The sequence below is a fragment of the Citreimonas salinaria genome, from assembly GCF_900107235.1.
In the GTDB taxonomy this organism is placed as follows: Bacteria; Pseudomonadota; Alphaproteobacteria; order Rhodobacterales; family Rhodobacteraceae; genus Citreimonas; species Citreimonas salinaria.
The window spans coordinates 160,919-178,361 of record NZ_FNPF01000002.1; the positions used below are offsets into that span (position 1 = coordinate 160,919).

Below are 17,443 nucleotides of genomic sequence, written 5' to 3' on the forward strand. Positions count from 1 at the left end.
CGCTCGGTAACCCTGCGATGCAAGGCATTGAAATATCGCTTTTAACTTCTGCGCGACGCGGAGCCAAGCCAGGCTTTTCGTCGTGGCGCCATCGCAGCGGGCGGCGCGCCTTAAACGGATGGTTACGTTTGCGGCCCAAAACCAGCTTCAATCACCGTTGGTTCGAAGTAGTTGTTGGGAAGTCGCATGAGCAGATTGTCTATACGCGCCCAGATCATGGCCCTCGGAGGGGCCTTCACGGCGCTTCTGTTGATCACCGTCGCCGTGACGATAGTGTTTTTTATGCAGATCGTGGGTGACGTCGAACAGGGCGCGCAGAATCAGCGGCAAGGCCAGCTTGCCGGAGACCTTTCCGAGGGTCTGGACCACGCGCTCCTTGCCACCCTGATGATCGACCGTCAGGCTGAAGGCGCGTGGGAAGACTTTGCCGCCGAACTTGCCGGCGTTCTGGAGAAGCGGTCGCAGGTCAACGAGGTCTTCGCCGATGCCGACCCGGAAACGCGCGAAGCCATAGAAGGCATCTTCACCGCCGCTGAACAATTGTCGGCCGAGGTGCCGGACTTGCAATCGACTTTGTCGTTCCAATTGGCGCGCGACTTGCGCGACCGCATCATCCCGTTGCTGGAGGAGTGCATCGCTGCCGCGGACGTCGTTCGGGCCCGCGTGAACGCGGTGAGCCAGTCCGCGCTCCAGACAGCCGCCGATTCGCTTCGGTCCAACCAGCTGGTGTTGATGGCGATCACCGGCGCGATGCTTGTGCTGGCGCTCGGCATGTCTTTCCTCTTCGGGCGCATCCTGTCGCGGCCCATCAAGGCGATCGTCGGCTATGTCGAGCGGATGTCCGAAAACGACTTCGACTTCGAACTTCCCGAGGAAGAGCGGCAGGACGAGATCGGCCGCATCGCGCGGCGGCTTGAAGACCTGCGCGAACGCCTGGCCGCCACCGAAACGAAAAGCGCGACCGAGCGGCACGAGAATGACCGCCGCGTAGCGCTATTCACCCGCTTGGGAGAGGCCATGAACGCGCTGAAGAACGGCAGCGTCGACGAAACGATTCCCCCTGGCGAATGGAATGATCTGGGCGAGAGCTATGTGCGACTCTGCAAGGATTTCAACGGCCTTGCCGCCGCGCTGAACCGGCTGGTGACTTCGGTCCGCAACAGCGTCACCACCGTCGAGACGAACGCCACCGACCTGGCCGACATGTCCATGAAGATGTCCAAGCGCGCCGAGGTCCAGGCCGCCACGCTCGAGGAATCCGCCGCCGCGCTGGAAGAGCTTTCCGAAAGCGTTCGCTCGGCCGCCCGGCGTGCCCAGGAGGCCGACGAGAAGGTGATCGAAGGCCGCCGTCGCGCCGAGCGCGGAGGAGAAGTGATGGCCCGGGCGATGAACGCGATGAGCTCGATCACCAAGTCGTCTGAGCAGATCAGCCAGATCATCGGCGTGATCGACGACATCGCCTTTCAGACCAACCTTCTGGCCCTGAACGCGGGGGTCGAGGCCGCGCGAGCCGGAGAATCCGGCAAGGGGTTCTCCGTCGTGGCGTCCGAAGTGCGGTCGCTTGCCCAGCGCGCGTCGGAATCGGCCAAGGAGATCAAGGATCTGGTCTCGACCAGTTCGCGTCAGGTCGAGGATGGCGAGCGGCTGGTCGAGGAAACCAGCGCGACGCTGCAGCACATCGTCCAAAGCGTGACCGAAGTCTCGGACCTCGTCTCGGACATCGCGAGTTCGGCGAAAGAGCAGGCTTCGGCGGTGCAGGAGATCACCGTGGGCGTGGGAGAACTGGACAAGGTCACCCAGCAGAACGCCGCGCTCGTGGGCGAAACCAGCAGCGCCAGCCAGGAACTCAGCAACGAGGCAAGCCACGTGTCGCGCATCCTCGTCGAGTTCCTCGGTGGCGAGGACGCGGCCGTGCCGATGGCGGACCCGCTTGGGGCGGATTTCGCCGCAAATTCGGACTGGGCGGACGGGGACGATCAGGGCGCCGCGGGGTCGTGGGACCGGGAAGTGGCAGAGGCATCCGAGGCAGTGCAGGCCAAGTCCGTTTCTCAGGACAACCACGCGCGATCGCCAGAGCGTGCATCGGAAAAGCGCGCCGCCGCGGGCGGTGGCGCTTCGCAGGAGGCGATCTGGAAGGACTTCTAATCCATCGTTGATGGCGCAGGTCCGCCAGTGCCGAGAGGCAACTGCAAAAATGTGACCGTTTCCGCGCGGCTGGCTGGACTGTCAGCCGCGCGGCTCGTGCGAAAAGGATACACTCGCGGTGCTGGCCGCGCGGCAAGGGCAAGGAGTGCGGTCCAGCGGCTCCGTCCTCAAGCGCCGCCCGAAGCGCGGCTTGGAGCCTCAAAGCCTTTTCGCCCTTTCTGAACGGCTCATGCCGCTACCCTGTCATATCGACGATGCGTGCCTCCTGTGCTAGACGGAGCGGGATGTTGGCAACAGGTTGCCGATCCGCGGCCCCCGCGCCGCGCGCAGCAGGGAGAGGACCATGTTCAAGGCTCTGGTCGTCGAGAAGGATCCAAGCTCGGGCGAAACGCGAGCCAGGGTCGACACGATCGACGAGGGCGATCTGCCGGATGGCGACGTGACCGTCGTGGTGGAATTCTCGACCGTGAACTACAAGGACGGTCTTTGCATCGGTCCCGGAGGGGGGCTCGTTCGCAGCTATCCCCATGTTCCCGGCATCGATTTCGCCGGCCGCGTCGAGCGCTCGGAAGACCCGCGCTATGCACCCGGCGATCCGGTGGTGCTGACCGGGTGGCGGGTCGGCGAAGCGCATTGGGGCGGCTATGCGCAAAAGGCCCGCGTGAAGGCCGACTGGCTGGTGCCGCTGCCAGCCGGCTTCACCACCCGCCAGGCCATGGCGGTCGGCACGGCGGGTTTGACCGCCACGCTCGCCATCATCGCGCTTGAGGATCACGGGCTGACGCCCGCAAATGGGCCGGTGCTGGTCACCGGCGCGGCCGGGGGCGTTGGTTCGGTCGCGACGGCAATGCTCGCCAAGGCGGGATACGAGGTGGCCGCTGTCACCGGCCGACCCGATCAGGCGGATTACCTGAAACAGTTGGGAGCGAAAAGGATCATCCCGCGCAGCGAACTGGCCGAGACGATCAAACGCCCGCTGGAATCCGAGACCTGGGCGGGTTGTGTCGACGCGGTTGGCGGCAGCATGCTCGCCCGCGTTCTGGGCCAGATGAAATACGGCGCATCCGTCGCGGCGGTCGGCCTGGCCGGAGGGTCGGACCTGCCTGCCTCTGTCATTCCCTTCCTGCTGCGCGGCATCAACCTGCTGGGCATCGACAGCGTCTTGCAGCCCTTCGAGGCTCGTCAACGGGCGTGGCAGCGGATCGCCCGCGACATGCCGATGGACAAGCTGGACGCGATGGTGCAGCCCGCGACGCTTTCCGACTTGCCGCGGTTGGGCCGCGAGATCCTGCAGGGCAAGGTCCGCGGCCGCGTGGTGGTCGACGTCAACGGCTGACGGACCGCGCGGCATGGCCGGCATCCGCGGCGCCGTCGCGGGGCAGGCGCCCGATGCGACGACGCGACCGGCTTGACCCCGCCGCCGTGCCGCAGTCTTGTCCGCGACACGCAACAGTGAGGCAGACATGCTGGACATCGATTTCGTGCGGGCGCAGTTTCCCGCGTTCCGCGAACCCTCCCTGCAGGGGCAGGCTTTCTTCGAGAATGCCGGCGGATCCTATACCTGCGGCGCGGTGATCGACCGGCTGACGCGCTTCTACCACGATCGCAAGGTGCAGCCCTACGCGCCCTATCCCGCCTCTCAGCGGGCCGGTGCCGAGATGGACGAGGCGCGGACGCGCCTGGCCGCCCTGCTGGGTGTCGAGACCGACGAGGTCGCCTTTGGCCCCTCGACGACGCAGAACACCTACGTCCTCGCACAGGCCTTTGCCGAGTTCCTCGAGCCGGGAGAGGCGATCGTCGTCACCAATCAGGACCACGAGGCGAATTCCGGCCCCTGGCGGAGGCTGGCCGACCGCGGCATCGAGGTGCGCGAATGGGAAATCGACCCGATCACGGGGCATCTCGATCCCGAGCGTCTCGAGCAACTGCTGGACGAAAAGGTTCGCCTGGTCTGTTTCCCGCACTGCTCGAACGTGGTGGGCGAGATCAACTCGGTGGCCGAGATCACCGCGCTGGCCCATGCCGCCGGTGCGTTTGTCTGCGTCGACGGCGTGAGCTACGCGCCGCACGGCTTTCCGAACGTCGACGCGCTGGGTGCCGACATCTACCTGTTCTCCAGCTACAAGACATACGGTCCGCATCAGGGGATCATGGTGGTCCGCCGCGCGCCGGGCGAGGCGCTGCCCAACCAGGCGCACTGGTTCAACGGAGACACGCTCTACAAGCGGTTCACGCCCGCGGGACCGGATCACGCGCAGGTCGCCGCCTGCGCCGGCATGGCCGATTACGTCGATACGCTTGCGGCCCATCATGGCACCGACGCGGCCGGCGTGCATGACCTGATGCGCGCGCACGAGGTAACATTGCTGCAACCGCTGCTCGACATGGTGGCCGGGCGCAACGACGTCCGGCTGCTTGGCCCGGACCGGGCCGAGCGGCGCGCGCCGACCGTGGCGCTTGCGCTGGACCGGCCGGCGCATGATGTGGCCGCGGCGCTTTCGGGGCATGGCGTCTGCGCCGGGGGCGGCGACTTCTATGCGGTGCGCGCCTTGCAGGGCATGGGTGTCGATCCCGATCGCGGCGTGCTGCGGCTGTCCTTCGTGCATTACACCAGCCGCGAGGAGGTCGCGCAGGCGATGAGCGCGCTCGACGCCGTTCTGTAGGCCCTTGAACCACGCCGCGGCGGGCTAGGTCACGATGCGCGAGGGCCGCGTGCCGTCGCGCGTCGCAACACCGGAGCCGCCCTTGCCCGAGCGTTCACCCATCATCGTGTGGTTCCGCCGCGACCTGCGGCTGAGCGATCATGCCGCGCTGCATGCCGCCGCAAGAACCGGACGGCCGGTCATTGCCGTCGCGATCCGGGACCCGCTGGTGGATGCGCTCGGCGCTGCCCCGAAATGGCGGCTGGGCGAGGGGCTGAGGGTCTTCGGTGATGCGCTGCGCGCTGCCGGCTCGCGCCTGATCCTGCGCACGGGAGACGCACTGGACGTGCTGCAGCGTCTGGCCGAGGAAACCGGCGCGCGCGATGTGTGGTGGATGCGCGCCTACGATCCTGACAGCGTGGCGCGTGACAAGATCGTCAAGGCCGGGCTGGAGGCGCGCGGCGTGACGGCGATGTCCTGCGCCGGCCATGTGCTGTTCGAACCATGGACCGTCGAGACGGGGACCGGCGGGTTCTACAAGGTCTACACCCCGTTCTGGAAAGCGGTGCGCGGTCGCGGCGTCGTAGCGCCGTTGCCCGCTCCCTCACGCCTTCCCGCGCCGGACGCCTGGCCCGGAAGCGAACGCCTGGAGGACTGGCGGATGGGTCGCGCCATGGACCGGGGTGCGGACATCGTCGCGCGCTGGGCCAATGTGGGCGAACGCGCGGCGCAGGACAGGCTGGAGGCCTTCCTGGACGACGGGATCGACGGCTATCACCAGACGCGCGACCTGCCGGGCGTTGTCGGCACGTCCAACCTGTCCGAGAACCTCGCCCTGGGCGAGATCAGCGTCGCCCAGTGCTGGCATGCCGGCCAGCGTGCGCGGCACGAGGGCAGGGCCGGCGCCGAGACCTTCCTGAAGGAGCTGGTCTGGCGCGACTTCGCATATCACCTGACATGGCACACGCCGCATCTGCTGACACGAAACTGGCGCACGGAATGGGACGCCTTCGGCTGGCGCGAGGAAGCGGACACGGACGAGGTTCGCGCCTGGAAGCAGGGCCGCACCGGTATCGCCTTTGTCGACGCCGGGCAGCGCGAGATGTACGTGACGGGCCGCATGCACAACCGCGCGCGGATGATCGTGGCCAGCTACCTGACCAAGCACCTGATGACGCACTGGCGCATCGGCCAGAAATGGTTCGAGGATCACCTGATCGACTGGGACCCGGCCAACAATGCGCTGGGCTGGCAGTGGGCGGCCGGCTCCGGCCCGGACGCGACACCCTATTTCCGCGTGTTCAACCCGGTCACGCAGCTGGACCGGTTCGACCGCGATCGCGCCTACGTCGACCGCTGGATCGCAGAGGGGCAGGCAAATCCGCCGCCCGAAGCGCTGTCCTACTTCGAGGCCGTGCCGCGGCGGTGGGGCCTCGATCCCGACGATGCCTATCCCGATCCGGTGGTGGAGCCGGGCGAGGGGCGTGCCCGCGCGCTGGCCGCCTACGAGAACCGCGCGTTCTGACAAGCCTGAGTCGTGCCTGGTTCTGCCGTCGCACAAGTGCGTGGACGGGCGCGATAATCCGGCTTCGGCGCTTGCCCGCCCCCGATCCGCCTCTAAGATACCTGCGAAATCGCATTGGGCCGAGCATGATCCTGACCACGACCGAGAACCAGACGAACCTGCCCCGATACTTCGCGCGCGTTTTCGCAATGGCGCAGGAGATGCAGGCAGGCCGGGCTGATTTCGTGCTCCCCGACGGCCGCCGTTTCCGCGCCGAGGGCGCGCGGCCGGGGCCGGTGGCGGAAATCCACATCCACAACGACGACCTGTTCGCGCGGCTTATCCGCGAAGGCGACCTTGGCTTCTGCGAGGCCTACATGGACGGCTGGTGGTCGACGCCCGACCTGATGGCCTTCATGGACCTGGTCCATACCGACAACGACCACATCTACGACGGCTTTCCGGGCCAGCGTCTCGTGCGGGCCTACGAACAGTTGCGCTTCTTGCTGCGGCGCAACTCTAAGCGGCAGGCGCGGCGCAACATCTCGTATCATTACGACCTGGGCAACGAATTCTATCGTCTTTGGCTGGACGAGACGATGACCTATTCCTCGGCCCGGTTCGAGACCGGGCAGGAAAGCATGGAGAAGGCGCAGATCGCGAAATATGCCTCGATGGTCGACCAGATGGGCGCCAAACCGGGCGACCACGTGCTGGAGATCGGCTGCGGCTGGGGCGGATTCGCCGAATACGCCGCGAAGGAGCGCGGGCTGCGCGTCACCGGGTTGACGATCTCGGAGGAGCAGTTCCGCTTTGCCCAAGACCGTATCAATGCGGCGGGCCTGCAGGACCGGGTCACGCTGAAGCTTCAGGATTACCGGGACGAGCGGGGCACCTACGACGGCATCGCGTCGATCGAGATGTTCGAAGCGGTGGGCGAAAGATACTGGCCGGTCTATTTCGAAACCGTGCGCGAACGACTCAAGCCGGGCGCGAACGCCACGCTGCAGATCATCACGGTGGCGCATCGGCGCTGGGCGGTCTACAAGCGCGGCGTGGACTTCATCCAGCGATATATCTTTCCCGGCGGCATGCTGCCGAGCCCGGTGATCCTGCGCCAGCAGGTCGAACGGGCCGGGCTGTCGGTCGAACGCTCGGTCGAGTTCGGCAAGAGCTATGACCAGACGCTGCGCCGCTGGCACCAGACGTTCAACGAGAAGTGGGACGAGATCGCGCGCCTGGGCTTCGACGAGCGCTTCCGGCGGATGTGGAACTTCTACCTGACGTCCTGCGCCGCGAGCTTCGCGGTCGAGAACTGCGACGTGACTCAGATCACCGTCTCGCGGCGGGCCTGAGGCGTGCCGACCGGAGCAAGGCTGGTCGCCGCGCTGGGCATGGCGATCCTGGGGTTCGTGGTCTCGGGGCAGGTGATCATGCTCTACTCCGAGGGCACGAATTTCGGCTGGTTCACCGTCGTCAATGTCGCGCTCGGCCTCGCCGTCGGCTGGATGACCATTGGCCCGCGGGCCGGTCAAGGCGTTGCGGTGGGTCTCACGAACGGGATCACGGGCACGGTCGTGCTGCTGTTCTGCGCGCTGTTCGTGCAGGCCGTGAACGAGATGGTGAGCCGGGCGATGTCCCGCCGTTACGGCGACCCGCTCGAGGCGGTGGTGGCCGTGCTCGAGATCGGGATGGACTTGTTCCTGCGCATCGCGACGCTCGAGATCCTGATCACCCTGGGCGTGGGCGGCGTGATCGTCGGCCTTCTCGCCGAGGTCGCGGCGCGACGGTGGCGCTGATGACGGATGTCGTCTTCTACGGCACGCTGCGCCACCCGCCGCTTCTGGAGCGCGTTCTGGGCCGCGCGCCAACCGGCCTGTTGCCCGCGCGCATCCCCGATCACGCGGTGCACTGGGTGGCTGATCAGCCGTTCCCGATGATCCGGACCGCGCCGGGAACCGCGGCAGAGGCGCTGCTGTTGCGCGGCGCCACGGACGAAGACGTCGCGCGGCTGGATTTCTACGAGGGCGGGTTCGCCTACGACCTGCGCGAGGTCGAGGTCGAGGTCGAGACCCACGGGGCTGCTACGCGGGCGGTGGTCTACATGCCGCGCGAGGGGCACTGGACGCCCGGGCCGAGCTGGGCGCTGGACGAATGGCTGCACGACTGGGGTGCCATCACGATGGACGCGGCCGCCGAGGTCATGGACCGCTACGGCCGCCAGCCGGTCGAGCAGGTGCAGGCCCTGCTGCCGATGTTCCGCGCGCGCGCCTGGTCGCGGCGGTTGGCGCAGGCGGGCGCGCCGTCGACTCTGCGACGCGCGCCCGGCGAAGGCGATCTCGACCTGCGGCTGCGCGACGACGGCTATGACGGCTTCATGCGGCTGAGGCGCTTCGACCTGCGCCACCGCACCTTCGACGGCAACTGGTCCGAGACGCTGACGCGCGAGACGCTGGTCAGCTTCGACGTCGCTCTGGTGCTGCCTTACGACCCGGCCACAGACACCGTTCTGTTGGTCGAGCAGGTGCGCTATGGCCCGCTGATGCGCGGCGATCCCGCGCCGTGGGTGCTCGAACCCGTCGCCGGCTTCGTCGACGCGGGCGAACTGCCCGAGGTCGCCGCCCGGCGCGAGACCCGCGAAGAGGCCGGCCTGGACCTGGCCGAGCTGATCCCGATGGTGCGGACCTATTCCTCGCCCGGTTACTCGACCGAATTCTTTCATTTCTTCCTGGGTCTGTGCGACCTGAAGGGCCGCGACCGCGCCCTGGGCGGTCTGGTCGAGGAGAACGAGGATATCCGCAGCCACGTCATCCCCTTCGACGACGCGATGGCGCTGATGGACAGCGGCGAGGTCAATGCCGCCCCGCTTGCCATGATGCTGCTGTGGCTTGCACGGCACCGTGAGGGGCTGCGCGCGTCGGCTTGAGTTCCGCCGGCCGCGCCTCTAGGGTCCGCGCCAAAAGGAAGGACGTGCCCCATGCGTATCGCCAGCGATCTGCCCGACGCCGTCGGGAACACGCCGCTCATCCGCCTGCGCAAGGCGTCCGAGGCCACCGGGTGCGAGATCCTCGGCAAGGCCGAGTTCATGAATCCCGGCCAGTCGGTCAAGGATCGCGCCGCGCTCTACATCATCCGCGATGCGGTCGAGAAGGGCCTGCTGGAACCCGGCGGCACCATCGTCGAGGGCACCGCGGGCAACACCGGGATCGGGCTGGCGCTGGTCGGTGCGTCGCTGGGCTTCAGGACGGTCATCGTCATCCCCGAGACGCAGAGCCAGGAAAAGAAGGACATGCTGCGGCTTGCCGGCGCGCAGCTGGTCGAGGTGCCGGCGGCACCCTACAAGAACCCCAACAACTACGTGCGCTACTCGGGGCGGCTTGCCGAACAGCTGGCGAAGACCGAACCGCATGGTGCGATCTGGGCGAACCAGTTCGACAACGTGGCGAACCGTCGAGCCCATGTCGAGACCACCGGCCCCGAGATCTGGGAGCAGACCGGCGGCAAGGTGGATGGCTTCATCTGCGCGGCCGGCTCGGGCGGCACCGTAGCCGGCGTGGCGGAAGTTCTGCAGCCGAAGGGTGTCAAGGTCGGGCTTGCCGATCCCGAGGGCGCTGGCCTGTTCAAGATCTACACCGGCGAGGACAATCCCGGCGATTCCATCACCGAAGGCATCGGGCAGGGGCGCATCACCGCGAACCTCGAAGGCTTCAGGCCCGATTTCACCTGCCGGATCCCGGACGCCGAGGCGTTGCCGGTGGTCTTCGACCTGCTGTCCGAGGAAGGTCTGTGCATGGGTGGATCGACCGGCGTGAACGTGGCCGGTGCGATGCGCATGGCACGCGAACTGGGCCCGGGGCACACGATCGTCACGATCCTGTGCGACTACGGCAACCGCTACCAGTCGAAGCTGTTCAACATCGACTTCCTGCGCAGCAAGAGCCTGCCCGTGCCGTCCTGGCTCGATCGTGCGCCGGCCTCCATTCCCGGCGTGTTCGAGCCGGTCTAGGTCATGACCTTCGGTTGGCTTCGCGCGGCGCTTCTGGCGCTTCTTCTGTCGTGCGCGGCGGCGTTCGCGCAGGACGTCGGCGAGCCGGTCGATTACGCGCTGTGGTCCGATCGCGCGGCCGAAGCCCAGGAAGTCGTCGAAGATGCCGAGGCGTCGAACCAGGCGCTCGAGGTGCTGCGCGCCGACATCGCGACCTGGCGCGAACGGTTCCTGGCCGCGCAGAACGTCAACGCGGCCCGCATCGCCACCTTGCAGGCGCAGATCGACGCGCTGGGAGAGCCGCCGCCGGACGGTGCCGGAGAGCCACCCGAGATCGCCGAACGCCGGCAACAGCTTCGCGATCAGATGCAGGAACTGCTGGTCCCGGTGCGCAGGGCCGAAGAAGCGTTCACGCTGGCCGACGGGATCGTGGCCGAGATCGACGCCATCATCCGCGACCGCCAGACCGAGGAACTGCTCGAACTGGGGCCGAGCCCGCTGAACCCGACGCTTTGGCGGCCCGCGCTGTTCGACTTGGCCGGCTCCTTCGCGCGGTCGGTGACCGAGCTGCGCGACCGCGTCGCAGAACCCGCCCTGCGGGCCGAGGCGCGCGTGAATCTGCTGCCGATTCTGGGGCTTTGCACATTCGCGCTGCTGTTGATGGTTCGCGGGCGCCGATGGACGCAGCGGGGCGTCGATATGCTGCGCGGCGACCGCAGCCGCGGCTCGGGCGTCTTCCGGTTCCTGCTTTCGTTGGGATACATCGTCCTTCCGCTGCTGGGCATCTTTGCGCTGGCCGAGGCGCTGGAGATGACGGGGCTCTTCGGCACGCGCCTGACGCTTCTGCTGGAACGGATCCCGATCTGGGCGGTCATCCTGCTGGGCACGCAGTGGCTGGCGGACCAGGCCTTCAACGAAGACGACGACGTGGCGGCGGTGCCGCTCGATCCGGGCGACCGGCGCGAGGCGCGGACGTTTGCCCGGGCGCTGTCGGTGCTTGTGGTGCTGCGCAGCATCCTTGCCACGCTGACCGAGATCGACGGCTACGGCCCGGCCACTGCGGCGGTGGCGGGCTTTCCGCTGCTGCTTCTGACCGGCATCGCGCTGATCCAGTTGGGCCGGATCCGGACACGCTCGGAAACCGCCGAGGCATCGGTCGAGGCAGGGGAGACGACGTTGTTCCGTCAACGGGTCGCGACGCTGATCTCGCGCGGGGCGATCTTTGCGGGCGTCGCCGGGCCCGCGTTGGCGGCCGTCGGCTACCGCAACATAGGCGAGGCTTTGGTCTATCCGGCGGTGGCGACGCTGGCGCTGTTCGGCATCGTGGTGGTGCTGCAGGGCTTCTTCAATTCGCTTTTCAAGCTTATGACCGGCAAGTCCGCCGCCGAGTCCGACAGTCTTGTCCCAGTGATGGTGGGCTTTGCGCTGACGCTTGCCGCGGTGCCGGCGCTGGCACTGGTCTGGGGCGCGCGTCCCTCGGACCTGACAGAGATCTGGGCCCGCTTTCAGGCAGGGCTGATGCTGGGCGAGGCCCGCATCCGGCCAGGCGATTTCGTCGCCGTGATCCTGGTCTTCATGCTGGGCTTCATCATCACCCGGCTGGTGCAGGGGGCGCTGCGCAGTTCGGTCCTGCCGCGCACCCGGATCGACCCGGGCGGCCAGACGGCGATCGTGTCGGGCCTGGGCTATGTCGGCATCGCGATCGCGGGGGTCGCGGCCATCACGGCCGGTGGCCTGGACCTCAGCTCTCTGGCCATCGTCGCGGGGGCGCTGTCGGTCGGCATCGGTTTCGGTCTGCGCACGGTGGTCGAGAACTTCGTCTCGGGCATCCTGCTGCTGATCGAGCGCCCGATCTCGGAGGGCGACTGGATCGAGGTCGGCGGCACGCATGGCATCGTCAAGGACATCGCGGTGCGCGCGACGCGGATCGAGACCTTCGATCGGTTCGACGTGATCGTGCCCAACGCCGACCTGATCTCCGGGGTGGTGCGCAACTACACGCGCGGCAACGTGCTGGGGCGCATCGTGGTGCCGGTCAAGGTGGCCTATGGCACGGAAACGCGGAAGGTGGAAAGCATCCTGCTGAACATCGTGCGAACCCACGACATGGTGCTCATGAACCCCGAACCCTACATCTATTTCAAGGGTTTCGCAGAGGGCGTTCTGGAGTTCGAGATCCGCGCGATCCTGCGCGACGTCAACGTCATCCTAGACGTGATCACCGACATGAACCACGCGGTGGTCGCACGCTTCGCCGAAGAGGGCATAGAGATTCCCTTCCCGCAGCGAGACCTGTGGCTGCGCAATCCGGAAACGCTCCGCAACGCGCGGATGCCGGATAGGGGTGTGGACCGCCGCGAGGCGGCAGATAGCCCTGCCGAAGCGCGCGCCCGGCGCGCGCGACCGCGCGGCGACAGGCCCGAGAACGGAAGACAGGAGGACCCGGAATGAACGACCCGTTGTACCGCACCGCCCCCTACGAACGCGACGCCGCGGGAACCGTGCGTTCCGTGACGGCCGAAGGCGGGCTGATCGTGGAACCACCCCTGTTCTATCCGACGGGCGGGGGGCAGCCGGGCGATAGCGGCTGGCTGGACTGGGACGGCAATAGCATCGCCATCGCGACCGCGATAAAGGCACCGGGTGGCGGTTCAATCCTTGTCCCGGCCGAGCCGATGGCCCTGCCGCCGGAGGGCGCGATCGTGACCCAGCGCCTCGACTGGGAGCGGCGGCACAAGCACATGCGCATGCACACGGCGCTGCATCTGCTGAGCGTGGTCATTCCGCTGCCGGTGACGGGCGGCGCCATCGCCGCCGGAACCGGGCGGCTGGATTTCGCGATGCCCGAGCCGCCCGAGGATCGCGACGCGATCGAGCAGGCGCTCAACGACCTGGTCGATCGCGACCTGCCGGTCACCGAAAGCTGGATCGACGAGGCGGAGCTGGACGCCAACCCTGGCCTGGTCAAGACGATGTCCGTGCAGCCGCCGCGCGGGGCGGGACGCATCCGGCTGGTGCGGATCGGCGAGGGTCCGGCGCAGGTCGACCTGCAGCCTTGCGGCGGAACCCACGTGGCCCGCACCGGCGAGATCGGCACCATCGTGCTGGGCAAGATCGCCAACAAGGGCAAGCAGAACCGCCGGGTGAGCATCTCGCTGGGCTAGGGCTGATCCGGCGGGGCGCCCTGCGGGCGCGCCGCCGGCGCCGGCCCTCTGCCTGCCCATCCCGCCGCCCGACGCGGCCAGCCGAAGGGGCCGAGCGCACGGCGCGCTACGTGTCGGGGTGGTGCCGAACGTGTGGATGGTCACGCGCGTCGGGAATATCCGCTCAATCGCCGCGGGACTCGTGGGTTTTCCTCGGGATACCGTACAGTTCCATCCGGTGCCCCTTAAGCGTGTAGCCCAGCTTTTCCGCGATCTTCTCCTGCAGCGCCTCGATCTCGGGGTCGACAAATTCGATCACGCGGCCGGTGGTCATGTCGATCAGGTGGTCGTGGTGCGCGCGCTCGGCGTCCTCGTAGCGGGCGCGGCCGTCGCCGAAATCGACCTTCTCGAGGATGCCTTCCTCCTCGAACAGTTTCACCGTGCGGTAGACCGTGGCGATCGAGATCCGCGGATCTCGGGCAGCCGCGCGCGCGTGCAACTCCTCCACATCGGGGTGGTCTCGGCACTGGTCCAGCACATCCGCAATGGTGCGGCGCTGCCCGGTCATGCGCAGCCCGCTCTCCTCACAGCGCTTGGCGATCGTATCGGTCATCGTGATCTCCCGGGCATGGCCTTTTCTGCCAAAGCTCCGCGCCGAGGCCAAGCCTTCACGCGCGCCGCCTGTGTCCGTGCAGAAGATAAATTGCGAGCGCCCCCACCACCACGGCGCCGCCGGTCAGCATCCGCGCGCCGGGTGCTTCACCCAGCGCCAGCCAGACCCAGAGCGGGGCCAGCACCGTCTCGAGCAGCAACAGCAAGCCGACATTCGCCGCCGAGGTGTGCCGTGAGGCCTGGGACAGCGCGAAGAAAGACAGCGGCAGGATCGCGATGCCGCAGATCAGAATCGCCCACACCGCGCCGTCGGTCATGTGCGAGGGGCCAGTGACTGCCCAGCCGAAGGTGCCCGCGCCCAGGGCGCCGAGGCCGATCGCGAGCAGCAGCGGGAGGTCGGGGTTGTGGCGCAGCGTGACGAAGTTCAGCGCCAGCGCCACTGCGACGCCCAGCCCGCAGGCGAGCCCGGTCAGCGCCTTGGCTTCGAGGCCGGTCTCGCCCTTGTCGGTGACGGCGTAAAGCAGCCCGGCCAGCACGACCGCGATGGTCACCCAGGTGGCGCGCGACGTCGGTTCGCCGTGCAACAGGCGGGCCAGGATCGAGGACCAGATCGGCGCGGTCGCCAGGCCGATCAGAACCGGCGCCACGGGGGCCGCGGCAATGCCTGCCGGAAAGAGCAGCGCGTTGACCGCCTGGCAGACGACGATGAGGATCGCGGCACCGCCTCCCATCCGGGCAATGTCGCTGCGGCGATCGGCGCTGGTAAGCGTCCAGGCCACCAGGAAGACTGTGCCCATGCACAGCCCGCGCCAGCCCAGCATCTGCAGGCCGCCCATGCCCGACAGACGCATGAACAGAGCGTCGGGCGTTAGGATCAGCGCGCCCACCAGCGCAAGACCCACGCCCGAGCGCAGGCGGAAGCGGGCGGCGCTGGCGGCGGCGTATTCGCTCATGACTCTCCTTGCGGGCGGGGCAGGTCGACCATTGACCTTGCCGGCGCGCTGGGGTCGATGTGGCGCATGGCGCGCAGGGATGCAATCGATCTGGTCGGCGCATCGGGCCTGGTGGTCTTCAGCACGCTGCTGGCGGCCAACCAGGTGGTGATCAAGCTGACCAATGGCGGCATCGGCCCGATCTTCGGCGCCGGGCTGCGCTCGGTCTTGGCGCTATGCGTCCTCGGGTTGTGGGTCTGGTTCGCGGGCCGGCGCATCACCGGGTTGCGGGCCGCGTTCTGGCCGGGGCTGATGCTGGGCGGCTTCTTCACGATCGAGTTCGTGATGCTGTTCCTGGCGCTGGACCTGACGACCGTGTCGCGCGCGTCGATCCTGTTCTACTCGATGCCTGTCTGGCTTGCCGTGGTTGCGCATTTCGCCCTTCCGAACGAGCGTCTGTCGGCGCGGCGGGTGGTCGGGCTGGGGCTGGCGATGGCGGGCGTGACCTGGGCGCTGGCCGATCCGCAAAGCCTGGGCGCGGGTGACCTGCGCGGCGACCTGCTGGCGCTGGGCGCGGCGTTTGCCTGGATGGGAATCGCGCTGGCCGTGCGGCTGACACGGGTGTCGAAGCTGACGGCCGAGACGCAATTGTTCTTCCAGCTGGCGGTCTCGGCCCTGGCGCTGATCGCCGTCGCTCCGCTGTTCGGCCCGCTGCTGCGAGATCCGACCTGGCTGCACTGGGCCGGGCTGGGGTTCCAGGCCACCTTCGTCGCGTCGCTGGGTTTTCTGTTCTGGCTCGGGCTGATGGCGATCTACCCGGCTTCGGATATCGCGGCGTTCTCGTTCCTGTCGCCTGTGCTGGCGGTCGGCATGGGCTGGCTGCTGCTGGACGAGCCGGTGGGGCCGGGCTTTGCCGGCGCCCTGACGCTGGTCGCGGTCGGGATCGTGCTGATCAACCTGCGCCGAAAGACGCCGGCCGGCGCCGCCTAGGCCCTACGTGCCGCAGAAGGTGGCGGTGACGACCTCGTCTCGGCTGGGCGGGCGGCGCAGGTCGGCGGCGTCGGGCTGGTCGGAATAGGGATCGGCCAGCACCGCGTTCAGTCTGTGGAACGGGGCGTCGTCACCTTCGACGGCGGCGGCGATCATCTCCTCGATCCGGTGGTTGCGCGGGATGAAGGCCGGGTTTGCTGTGCGCATCACCGCCTCGGGGTCGGCCTCGTCCTTCAAACGGGGGCGCCAGCGCGCCTGCCAGGCGTCGAAGCCGCCGCGATCTGCGATCTGGTCCCGCGCGGTGCCATCCGCCAGTCCGCGGAACGTGTTGGTGAAGTCCGACCCGCCTGCATGCATCAGGTCCAGCAGGTCCGCGATCAGGCGGGCGTCGTCGGCGTGCGGTGCAGTGATGCCGAGCTTGGCTGCGAAACGCGACAGCCATTCGGCGCGGATCAGGTCGGGCATGGCGTGGATCTGTCGCGTGAAGGTGTCGATGGCCTCGGTTTCGTCGGGCATCAGCGGCACCAGCGCCGTGGCAAGTTGCGCCATGTTCCATACGATGATGTCGGCCTGCGCGGCATAGCCGTAGCGGCCGTACCGGTCGATGGACGAGAAGACCGTATCCGGCGCATAGGCGTCCATGAAGGCGCAGGGTCCGTAATCGATCGTCTCGCCCGACAAGGTGCAATTGTCGGTGTTCATCACCCCGTGGATGAACCCCAGCGCCATCCATTGCGCCACAAGCTTCGCCTGCCGCTCGACCACCGCGCCCAGAAGGTCGGAGGGGTCGCGCGCGCCGGGATAGTGCCGCGCCACGGTGTAGTCGAACAGCGCGCGTAGTGCACCGGCGTCGCGGCGCGCGGCAAAGACCTGGAACGTGCCGACGCGGATGTGGCTGGTGGCCACGCGGGTCAGCACCGCACCGGGAAGCGGCACCTCGCGCAGGACACTTTCGCCGGTGCGCACGGCAGCCAGCGCGCGCGTGGTGGGCACGCCGAGCGCGTGCATCGCCTCCGAGAGAACATATTCGCGCAGCACCGGACCCAGCCAGGCGCGCCCGTCGCCCATGCGCGAGAACGGCGTGCGGCCCGAGCCCTTGAGTTGGATGTCGCGGCGGGTGCCTTGGCGGTCCGTCACCTCGCCCAGCAGGACGGCGCGGCCGTCACCCAGCTGCGGGTTGAACTGGCCGAACTGGTGCCCGGCATACAGTTGCGCCAGCGGCTCGGCACCTTCGGGCACCTGATTGCCGGCGAAGATCGGTGCCAGATCGGGATCGTCCGCGCCAGCGATGTTTAGATCGCGCGCCAGCGGCGCGTTGAACGCGATCAGCGTCGGCTCGGCCACCGGAACGGGCGCCTGTCTGGCGTAGAAGCCATCGGGCAGGCGGGCATAGGTGTTGTCGAAGGGTATGCTGAGGCTCATGCAGCGCATATAGGGCCGGCATCGGCCCGAGGGAACCGCCCCGGCCATAGAATGCCGACAGGGGGCGC

Annotated in this window: 14 protein-coding genes; 11 read left to right on the forward strand and 3 right to left on the reverse strand. The window is 67.9% G+C overall.

Annotation, left to right across the window (positions count from 1 at the left end):
* Window positions 1-186 precede the first annotated feature (186 nt).
* The 10 genes from BLW27_RS03220 (at window position 187) to BLW27_RS03265 (ending at window position 13,440) form a co-directional block, all read left to right on the forward strand.
* Window positions 187-2,145 (forward strand): methyl-accepting chemotaxis protein, encoded by a 1,959-nt coding sequence (locus BLW27_RS03220; RefSeq protein WP_245710755.1) that lies wholly within the window; start codon window positions 187-189, stop codon window positions 2,143-2,145.
* A gap of 343 nt (window positions 2,146-2,488) precedes the next feature.
* Complete coding sequence (locus BLW27_RS03225; protein ID WP_089879167.1) at window positions 2,489-3,481, forward strand: MDR family oxidoreductase; 993 nt, start codon at window positions 2,489-2,491, stop codon at window positions 3,479-3,481.
* Window positions 3,482-3,608: 127 nt separating this feature from the next.
* Window positions 3,609-4,808, forward strand: a complete 1,200-nt coding sequence (locus BLW27_RS03230) for an aminotransferase class V-fold PLP-dependent enzyme (protein ID WP_089879169.1) — start codon at window positions 3,609-3,611, stop codon at window positions 4,806-4,808.
* Window positions 4,809-4,890: 82 nt separating this feature from the next.
* Window positions 4,891-6,312: a cryptochrome/photolyase family protein gene (locus BLW27_RS03235; protein WP_177177807.1), complete on the forward strand. Its 1,422-nt coding sequence runs from the start codon at window positions 4,891-4,893 to the stop codon at window positions 6,310-6,312.
* A 125-nt stretch (window positions 6,313-6,437) separates the two neighbouring features.
* Window positions 6,438-7,646, forward strand: coding sequence for an SAM-dependent methyltransferase (locus BLW27_RS03240; protein WP_089879174.1), 1,209 nt, complete (start codon window positions 6,438-6,440; stop codon window positions 7,644-7,646).
* A gap of 3 nt (window positions 7,647-7,649) precedes the next feature.
* Window positions 7,650-8,090 carry a TrgA family protein gene (locus BLW27_RS03245; protein ID WP_089879179.1) on the forward strand — a complete coding sequence of 147 codons (441 nt, stop codon included), beginning with the start codon at window positions 7,650-7,652 and terminating at the stop codon, window positions 8,088-8,090.
* The gene (locus BLW27_RS03250; RefSeq protein WP_089879720.1) at window positions 8,090-9,217 is read left to right on the forward strand and encodes an NUDIX domain-containing protein; all 1,128 of its coding nucleotides are present in this window, start codon (window positions 8,090-8,092) and stop codon (window positions 9,215-9,217) included. The genes BLW27_RS03245 and BLW27_RS03250 overlap by 1 nt, the downstream gene beginning before the upstream one ends.
* Window positions 9,218-9,268: 51 nt before the next feature.
* Complete coding sequence (locus BLW27_RS03255) at window positions 9,269-10,297, forward strand: cysteine synthase A (RefSeq protein WP_089879180.1); 1,029 nt, start codon at window positions 9,269-9,271, stop codon at window positions 10,295-10,297.
* Window positions 10,298-10,300: 3 nt separating this feature from the next.
* A complete protein-coding gene (locus tag BLW27_RS03260; RefSeq protein WP_089879183.1) occupies window positions 10,301-12,727 on the forward strand; it encodes a DUF3772 domain-containing protein in 2,427 nt (808 codons plus the stop codon).
* Window positions 12,724-13,440: an alanyl-tRNA editing protein gene (locus BLW27_RS03265; RefSeq protein WP_089879184.1), complete on the forward strand. Its 717-nt coding sequence runs from the start codon at window positions 12,724-12,726 to the stop codon at window positions 13,438-13,440. Before BLW27_RS03260 ends, BLW27_RS03265 begins: the two co-directional genes overlap by 4 nt.
* A 163-nt stretch (window positions 13,441-13,603) precedes the next feature.
* Here the strand turns inward: BLW27_RS03265 and BLW27_RS03270 are convergent, their stop codons facing one another.
* Window positions 13,604-14,032: a Fur family transcriptional regulator gene (locus BLW27_RS03270; RefSeq protein ID WP_089879187.1), complete on the reverse strand. Its 429-nt coding sequence runs from the start codon at window positions 14,030-14,032 to the stop codon at window positions 13,604-13,606.
* Window positions 14,033-14,087: 55 nt separating this feature from the next.
* On the reverse strand, window positions 14,088-14,984 hold the full coding sequence (locus BLW27_RS03275; RefSeq protein ID WP_089879190.1) for a DMT family transporter: 897 nt from the start codon (window positions 14,982-14,984) through the stop codon (window positions 14,088-14,090).
* Window positions 14,985-15,050: 66 nt separating this feature from the next.
* Between BLW27_RS03275 and BLW27_RS03280 the strand changes: the two genes are divergently transcribed.
* Window positions 15,051-15,953: a DMT family transporter gene (locus BLW27_RS03280; protein ID WP_089879723.1), complete on the forward strand. Its 903-nt coding sequence runs from the start codon at window positions 15,051-15,053 to the stop codon at window positions 15,951-15,953.
* 3 nt (window positions 15,954-15,956) lie between these two features.
* Here BLW27_RS03280 and BLW27_RS03285 read toward each other — a convergent pair whose 3' ends face one another.
* Window positions 15,957-17,375 carry a protein adenylyltransferase SelO gene (locus BLW27_RS03285; RefSeq protein WP_089879726.1) on the reverse strand — a complete coding sequence of 473 codons (1,419 nt, stop codon included), beginning with the start codon at window positions 17,373-17,375 and terminating at the stop codon, window positions 15,957-15,959.
* Window positions 17,376-17,443 lie beyond the last annotated feature (68 nt).

Coding starts and splice junctions, on each gene's coding strand:
- BLW27_RS03270 (WP_089879187.1), bottom strand. CDS start 14,032: ATGACCGATACGATCGCCAAGCGCTGTGAGGAGAGCGGGCTGCGCATG.
- BLW27_RS03230 (WP_089879169.1), top strand. CDS start 3,609: ATGCTGGACATCGATTTCGTGCGGGCGCAGTTTCCCGCGTTCCGCGAA.
- BLW27_RS03225 (WP_089879167.1), top strand. CDS start 2,489: ATGTTCAAGGCTCTGGTCGTCGAGAAGGATCCAAGCTCGGGCGAAACG.
- BLW27_RS03285 (WP_089879726.1), bottom strand. CDS start 17,375: ATGAGCCTCAGCATACCCTTCGACAACACCTATGCCCGCCTGCCCGAT.
- BLW27_RS03240 (WP_089879174.1), top strand. CDS start 6,438: ATGATCCTGACCACGACCGAGAACCAGACGAACCTGCCCCGATACTTC.
- BLW27_RS03250 (WP_089879720.1), top strand. CDS start 8,090: ATGACGGATGTCGTCTTCTACGGCACGCTGCGCCACCCGCCGCTTCTG.
- BLW27_RS03275 (WP_089879190.1), bottom strand. CDS start 14,984: ATGAGCGAATACGCCGCCGCCAGCGCCGCCCGCTTCCGCCTGCGCTCG.
- BLW27_RS03260 (WP_089879183.1), top strand. CDS start 10,301: ATGACCTTCGGTTGGCTTCGCGCGGCGCTTCTGGCGCTTCTTCTGTCG.
- BLW27_RS03220 (WP_245710755.1), top strand. CDS start 187: ATGAGCAGATTGTCTATACGCGCCCAGATCATGGCCCTCGGAGGGGCC.
- BLW27_RS03265 (WP_089879184.1), top strand. CDS start 12,724: ATGAACGACCCGTTGTACCGCACCGCCCCCTACGAACGCGACGCCGCG.
- BLW27_RS03280 (WP_089879723.1), top strand. CDS start 15,051: ATGGCGCGCAGGGATGCAATCGATCTGGTCGGCGCATCGGGCCTGGTG.
- BLW27_RS03255 (WP_089879180.1), top strand. CDS start 9,269: ATGCGTATCGCCAGCGATCTGCCCGACGCCGTCGGGAACACGCCGCTC.